2 protein-coding genes are annotated in these 7,824 nt (G+C 55.9%); one reads left to right on the top strand and one right to left on the bottom strand.

Translation table 11 applies throughout. The features are described 5' to 3' along the window. The first annotated feature begins 172 nt into the window (after positions 1 to 172). Positions 173 to 5,644, top strand: a complete 5,472-nt coding sequence (locus MWN76_RS11730) for a beta strand repeat-containing protein (protein WP_250461601.1) — start codon at positions 173 to 175, stop codon at positions 5,642 to 5,644. Between the two features lie 312 nt (positions 5,645 to 5,956). Here the strand turns inward: MWN76_RS11730 and MWN76_RS11725 are convergent, their stop codons facing one another. Continuing rightward, positions 5,957 to 7,819 carry an FG-GAP repeat protein gene (locus MWN76_RS11725; RefSeq protein WP_250461600.1) on the bottom strand — a complete coding sequence of 621 codons (1,863 nt, stop codon included), beginning with the start codon at positions 7,817 to 7,819 and terminating at the stop codon, positions 5,957 to 5,959. Between the last annotated feature and the right edge of the window lie 5 nt (positions 7,820 to 7,824).

Raw genomic sequence — 7,824 nt, 5'->3', positions numbered from 1 at the left:
CTGGACTCTGACGGGGGCTCCCGGTGGTGTAAAGGCGGGCATCGTAACCTTCTCCGGCATCGACACCGCCACCAGCACCAGCGATGCCACCCTGAATGGCACCAATAGTGCCGATGAATTCTCCCTGGACGCTGACAACAAAGTCACTAGTTACGATATCCAGTTTTCCGGTTTGGGTGCCGTGAATGCCGGTGGCGACAGCGGCGGCAATGACACGGTAAAAACTACCACCGAAGGCCTCACCTGGACCCTGGGGGCTGCGAATGGCAGTGCATCGATACCGGGTATTGACTTTAGCAATATCGAACAGGTGGATACCGTCGATGCGATCGTGGATGGTACCGGCAACACCGTTGCCGAAAGCTTCGATCTGACGGGTACGATACTCAACGTGCTGGGCATCGACTTTACCTCGGCCAAAGAAGCCAGAGCGGGCACGGAAGCCGGCGACAGAATAATCAGTGACACGGATATTGAACTGACCGGAACAGACAACGAAGCCAGAAGCGGCAATATCCTTTTCAACGGGGTGGACGAGGCGCTCAGCGGTACCTTGGTAGCATCGGATAAGGGTGACCGTTTCGAGGTGACCGGGTATAACGACGTCAAGGCCAATAAAATCGCCTTTTATAATATCAGCACTATCAACGCTGGATCTGGCACCGATACCGTAATTGGTGACAGTGGGCATGACTGGATGCGGAATGGCGATGGCGAAGTGCAGAATCGTGGTATTACCTTCTCCAATGCTGAAATATTTGATACAGCCGGTGCTGACGTCAGCTTGTCCGACTATGGCAGCGCCGTCGAAACTTACAGCCTGTCAGTCAATGACAATAGTGAGACGGAAATATTGGTAGGCGACCTTACTTTTCGGTCGATCGGTGAGATAGATGCGAATGGCGGTACTCGCCGATTGCAGGGCACTTCTGGTGCAGACAGTTTCAGTCTGGATGACTATGGAGATGTTACCGCCACCGCCGCCAATGCCAATGACAGCATTATCTTTTACGATCTCGAACAGGTCGATGCTGGCGATGGCAGTGACAACCTGAATGACGATGGGGGGACTCTGCATCTGACCGGAAATGATTATGAGATTAAAGACAACTATAATAATATAATCTTCTCTGCTATCGAGGACGTTACGGTAGGAAAGCTATACGGCACTGCTGGATCAGAGTCATTTTATGTGACCGGTGAGAGGAAACTGGATGTAAACGAAATCCATTTTTCAAGCTTGTTTGAGGTGAGGGGCGGTAACGGTGGCGACTTCATTTTTGCGGAAAGCGGCACTAGTGGAAGTGGTGGTGATAATCCAGCCATAATAGAAAAAATAAGATTCTATAACAAATACTCTAAGAATTTTGGTAGTGTGGAGGGTTCAAGCGGTCCGGATATCATTAGGATAACTTCAGATGGAAAAATAATCATAAATGACCGAGAGGCAGTTACTGCGCTTTCTATTGACGCACTTGATGGGGACGACACTGTCATTGGCTACGATGGCTTCGACTGGGTTATCACCGCAGACGGTGAGCTGCAATGTTATAGCATCAATCTTAGCGAAAATATCACTTTTAGCAACGTCGAAATATTGCAGGCGTTGGGTGCTAGTCTGACTGCTGCCGACGGCTATGATAACTTCACACTGGTCGCTTCAGAACTCAATCCGTTTGATGTAGAAATAAAAAATGCCGGCTTAACGGTCCAAAGCGTGGATTCTGTCGAATCCCTCGCGGGAACTGGTTTTCTGGATGCCAATCTTCTCGGAACTGATGGTGTCTTCCTGACCGCCAATGCCAATCAGATCGATGCCGGAGGTCTGCTGTTTTCCGGCATCGATACTGTATATACCCAGGCCTTGACTGCGACCGATACCTCTACCAGATTTGTTGCCGGTACTGAAGATGACAGTCCGACAGTTTCGGTCCTTGCTGGCTCTACTGGTTCCAGCATCAGATTTTTCGACCTTCTGGAAGTAACTGCGGGCAGCGGCGCGGATAGCCTGACGGTCAGCGACGGTGTGACTCTCCTGTCGGATGGTTTCACCAGCAATGGCATCAGCTATTTCGGTATGGACAGCGTCAATGGTGACGGCGCCAGCTATACCATTGACGGTAGCGATGAGGATGAAACGTTTAGCCTGGGTGCAAAACTCAACGAGGCCGAAATTGCCCTGTCGGAAGGTGGGCTGATAGCCTTTTCCGATGTGTCCATGATCAATGCCGGCGGCGGCTACGATACCGTCGATACCAGCGGCGATGTGGAATTGAACGGGGAGGTTGGCCAAGCCACATCTGCCAGCATTGATTTCACCGGTATCGAAAACACCAGCGGTAAATTGGTGGTCTCCAACAATGGCGACGACTTCGAGGTCACCGGTACCAGTACCATTAAGGCCAACGGCATCGACTTCTCCAATATCACCAGTGTCACCGCCGGCAGTGGTAGCGACACTGCGACCGGTTTCAACGGAAAAGACTGGACACTGGAGCTGGACCCGGATCTGGGTACCCCTACCGGAAATCTGGTAAACAACGGTATCGTCTTTGCCAGTGTGGAGGACTTCATCGCACAGAATGCCGGGCTGGTGACCTCTGCCGGTGTAGACGCCTTCACGCTGTCGCTGGTAGATGGCGCAGCTGTGGTCGGTCACGGCGGCCATCGGTTCCATGAGCTCTCGTTCGTTGATGGCGTCGGCGGCAGCGACAGCCTGAATGCCAGCGCCTATGCCGCCGGCTTGGCACTCACCGGCAGCGCCAAGCAGCTGAAGGCCGAGGGGCTCGAGCTGACTTTTAGCAATATCTCCGCAGCAACCACCGCCACACTTGTCGGCACCGACGCCGCGGATACATTTTCCCTGGCGGCGGACAACAGCCTGCAGGCTGACGGAATGGGAATCTCCTTCAGCGGCGTCAGCGAGATCAATATCGGCGGCGGTGCCGGCACCGATCTGCTGAAAGTCGCCGGCGACGGACGCCGCTTTGACGTGAGTGGTGCCGGGTCCCTGAGCTTTGACTCTATCGCTGTCAACGGCCTGGAGCGGCTGGAATATATCGGCAACGGTGGCACGGCTACTGGTGCCTCCGACGCCGACTGGTTGCTCAAGGCTGCTGGTGGTGAGGTCGAGAACAGCGGAATCACCTTCGCCGGCGTGCAGACGCTGATAGCGCGCGGGACCGAAGCCGGCCTGGTGGGTACGGCCGCTGACGAGATCTATACCCTCGAGGACGATGGCACAGTAGTTATTGAGGATCTCAACCTCACTTTCCAATCCCTCAATGGCGTGAATGCCGGCGGTGGCAAGGATAACGTCACCTTGACTAACAGCGCCGCTGCCACCCTGACTGGCACCGACGGCGAGGCGACCATCCGTGGGGTCGACTTCAGCCAAATCGAGGTGGTGACCAATGGCACCCTGGCGGCATCGGACAAGGGCGACCGCTACGTGGTCACCGGGACCAATGCCGTAAAGGCCAACGAGATAGACTTTTCCGGTATCAGCCGTATTGCCGCCGGCAGCGGTGTCGACAGCGTTACCGGTGACGGTGCCGACTGGACATTGACCGAAAACTATGCCGAGCTGACAAACCGCGACATAACTTTTACCGGTGTCGAGCGCGTCGCGGCCGCTGAGGCCGGTCTCTACGGGCCGGATACTGCGGAAGAGTTTACCTTGTCCAACAGCGGCATCGGGGTAGAGGGGGTTACCTTTACCGACCTTGCGTTTGTCGATGCCGGCAGCGCCTCTGACGTGTTCGATGCCACAAGCTACACCGGCAGCCTGGCCCTGAACGGGACCAGTAAACAACTCGACGCCGGCGGTCTGCTGATTCGGGATATTGATATGGTAGTTGCCGATAGCCTGACGGGCTCCGACGGCACCGACAATTTTATTCTCAGTGGCAGTCGTGCATTCACTGTCGCCGATATGGATTTTACCGGCGTCAGCTCTGTCAGCGCTGGTGGTGGCAGCGACCGGTTGCAGGGGACGTCGGGCGCGGACGCCTTTGAGCTGGCCGGGAGCGGTGATATCAGTGTCGCCAGTATCAATTTCAGCGGCCTTGAGACCGTAGCGGCCGGGGGGGGCGCAGATAGCGTCAACTCCAACGGCGCCTACTGGACTTCACTCAGTAGCGGCGACGCGCTGGTGAACGGCGGTGCCGTGGCGACGGTGAACAGCATGACGGTAGTATTCGAAGGTCTGGAGCAGGTCAACGGCACTGGCAATTACCAAGGGCTGGATATCGATAGTGAATACAACGTCAACAGCCTGGACAGCCTGACCGTTGCCAGCGTGACCTTTGCGGATCTGAACAGTTTTACTGCCGGAAGTGGTTTCGATGTGCTGCGCGGGGCGGACATTGATGCGCAGTGGGATATCAACGCCTCGCGGGGCACGATTGCGAGTGCCGGTCGGGAGCTGGTGTTCAGTGGCGTTGAGTCGATAGTTGCGGGCAGCGGTTCCGATCAGTTCACGCTGTCCGGTGGCGAATTTACAGCCATCGACACAGGCGCCGGTAGTGACTCAGTACTGCTGGCCGGCACCACCCTGGGCAGCCTGTCACTGGGCGAGGGCGACGATAGCCTGCAAGTCGATGTCGACAGTAGCCAGCGCGTGTCTCTCCATGGCGGCGGCGGTGATGACCAGTTCCAGTTCAATGTCGCCGGCAAGACCTGGCAGATCCTTGATAGCGGCAGGCAAGTCGGCAACTTCCAGTTTTCCGGCTTCGAAGGGTTGGATAACAACACCGACAGCCTGGCCCTGGAAACCGACCTCGGTTTTGATTTCGTCAGTGGTGGTAGCGGCGCCGGTGTCCTGTTTGCTGACAACACGCGCCTGGGCTACGACGGCAGCGGCAACGTTGCGATTACCAGCGCCGCCACCGATACCATCGGCGGAGCTTTGCAGGCCAATCGCGCCGACCTGATCGTTGCCGGTGACGTGGATGTTACCAGCGACGTGAATGTGCTCGATATCCAGACCTCCGGCGCCGATATCGATATCTCGGTACTAGCAGACGGCGATCTGATCATCGATCAGATCAACGCCGGCCGCGGCAGTATTGCGCTGGACAGTGCAAACGTTGGCGCTCTGACCGCAGTGGAAGGGACCTACGGCGATACCCATCTCACCGCCGGTTCAGTACGGCTGGGGCTGGGTGTCGACGAGGATGGAAACCCGCAGCAGTGGGGGCTGATCGGCAGCGAGATCCTGCCGCTGTTCATGGATGTAACGGAGTCGGTGGAAATGGTCTCTGTCATTTACTATGAACCGCAATTTATCAGGACCCCCGCATACTTCCTGGCCGAGGGTGAAGGGCTGCAGTCAGTGGCCGGTGCCCAGTCCGCGCAGGGGCTGAAATCGGCGGTACAGAACGCGGTAGAGGACTTCGCCCAGGTGGACCCGGGTATCTTCAATGCGGTCAACCCCTACAGCACCGGTGTGGATGCGGTAAATACGCCGGAGATGCAACTGACCGGAGGGGAGCTACAACCAGTGGGTACTGCCGGGGCCCCAAGCGACGAAGACGAGCGGCGCAGATCCGCCGAACTGGAAGGGGATGGTGCCGAGTCGGCTGAACAGCAGTCCCCGCAGGAGGGCAGCCGGGCGGCGCTGGCGCCACAGGTCGGGGGCTAATCGAGAGGGCGGCGCCAAGGGTCAAGCGATCAATCCGTAGCTTCTGCTGGTGGATTGGCAGCTTGGCTGCCCGAACCAGGTCCGACGATCTTTCTTATGCTTTAACCAAGGAGTCGTTAACCCGGTAACTGGCTGGGTTACGGCTCAATGCTACGGGGATGTGCCGCCGCCGACCAGCGGCTGGTACGGATGACGATGGAATATATGGGGAGGCGAAGCGCGCCTCGGGGATTATCGAGGGGAAGGACGCAGATATAAATAAAAAGGCCGGCTCGCGCAAGCCGGCCTCTCGGGTGCTGTTGGTACCGACTGCTAGTACAGGTACACCGCGCCGGCTTTATCAGTGCTATTGTCGTCTTGCTCGCCGGAGCTACTTTCATAAAAAGATGTTATTGCTAAAACATCTCCATTGGCTGAAAGCGTTAAGTCTTCACTAAATACGTCATATGAATCGGTATTAGGAGCCTTCAGGTAGGACTGCTGCTGCCACCTTCCATCCTTATACCTGAAAACATATGCTGCGCCACTACCGAGAGAACTATTGTCCTGTTGATCGGCGTTGACACCCTCGGAGGCGCTGGCCTCAAATGTTGCCCCGAAAGCTAGCAAGGTGCCGTCAGCCGAAAGAGACACGGGGGAGCCAAAGCTATCATCTTCCCCTATATTGCTGGCTTTCAGCTTGTCAGTCTGACTCCAAGTTCCGCTTTCTTTGCGGAATATATAGGCTGCACCGCTATCTTCTACACTGTTATCTGCACTGTCCTTGGCCACACCGCTGTCATCTCCAGCAGCACTGATAGCTAAAGTATTTCCATCACCTGATAGGGCGACACTATTACCAAAACTATCATAATCATCTGGAAATGGAGCTTTAAGGAAAGCGTCCTGCTGCCAGGTGTCTCCGCTATGGCTGAATACATAGACAGCGCCTTTAAGTGATGCGGCGATGCCATCATCCGGAGTTGTATCCGTGCCGCGATAGCCGGGCATACCGACAGCAAGAGTCGATCCGTCTGAAGAAAAGGAGAGGTCCGATCCAAAACGAGTGTCTCCATTGTTGTAAACAGAGGGTTTTAGGTAGGCCTTTTGCTGCCATGTGTTGTCTCGATAGGTAAATACGTAGACCGCACCGAGGTCGTTTGCCTCATTATTGTCACCATCGTCGCTGCCGGTGCTGTTGATGGAGCCATCTTCATGAGTGGCAGTTACCGCCAGAGTCAGACCGTCGGCAGAAAGGCCGACATGCCGTCCAAAATAATCTTGTTGGCCGATATTGGAGGCTTTTAGGTAAGCCGAGTTTTCCCAACCATTACTATTGCGAATAAAAACATAGACAGCGCCGCTCATCAGATTATAGTCGTCGAGTGTTGGATCATTGATAGTGGCACTGCTCCTACGGTGGGCTCCGACCGCCAGGAGATTGCCGTCGGCGGATAGGGAGACATCTATACCAAAAAAATCACCTTGCAAAGGGATGGGCGCTTCCACGTAGTCCTGCTGCTGCCAGATGCCCTGGCTCTGGGTGAAAACATATACCGCGCCGGAATTCTCGCGGCTATTATCAACTCCATCGTCATTTCCCATTCCAATGGCAAGAGTGCTGCCATCGGCGGAAAGAGCAACGGAACCAAAATAATCGTTAGCGTCTGGATTTGCGGCTTTCAGGTAACCGATAGCACCGGTCAATTCTGAGGCCTCTACGCTGACCGGGTTGGAGTCCGCACATCCTATACTGTTACACGCCTGCAGCATATAGCTGGCATTGACCCTCTCGGGTAGGAATACCACCAGTCCGTACTCGCTGGTCTCGCCATCGATAGTGGCAACCTGTTCGTAGCCAGACACGCCGTCCGGATTCTCCAGCAATCGGTACTCGCTCGCACCGCTCACCGGCTCCCAGCTGAACTGGAAGGTCTTGGTGGCCTGGGGCTGCATGGTCAGCGTGGGTTGATCCGGCGCCGTTTCCCCGCCGCCCGAGCTGCTGGTGCTGGAGCTACTACTACTGCTCGAGCTACTGCTGCTGGAGCTGCTACTGCTCGAGCTGCCGCCTCCATTGTCTCCCCCACCATCTCCGCCGCCCCCACAGGCCACGAGGAATGCGCTCAGTAATAAAACCGGCAATTTGCCACCCAGTTTTGCGAGCCGGGGCCCGGCTGTTTCAATATCTGTAGTCATTGCTG

This window comes from Microbulbifer litoralis (assembly GCF_023634065.1).
GTDB classification, from domain to species: Bacteria; Pseudomonadota; Gammaproteobacteria; order Pseudomonadales; family Cellvibrionaceae; genus Microbulbifer; species Microbulbifer litoralis.
Note: the sequence above shows the minus strand (reverse complement) of the source record. Positions and strands in the feature narration are given on the sequence as shown.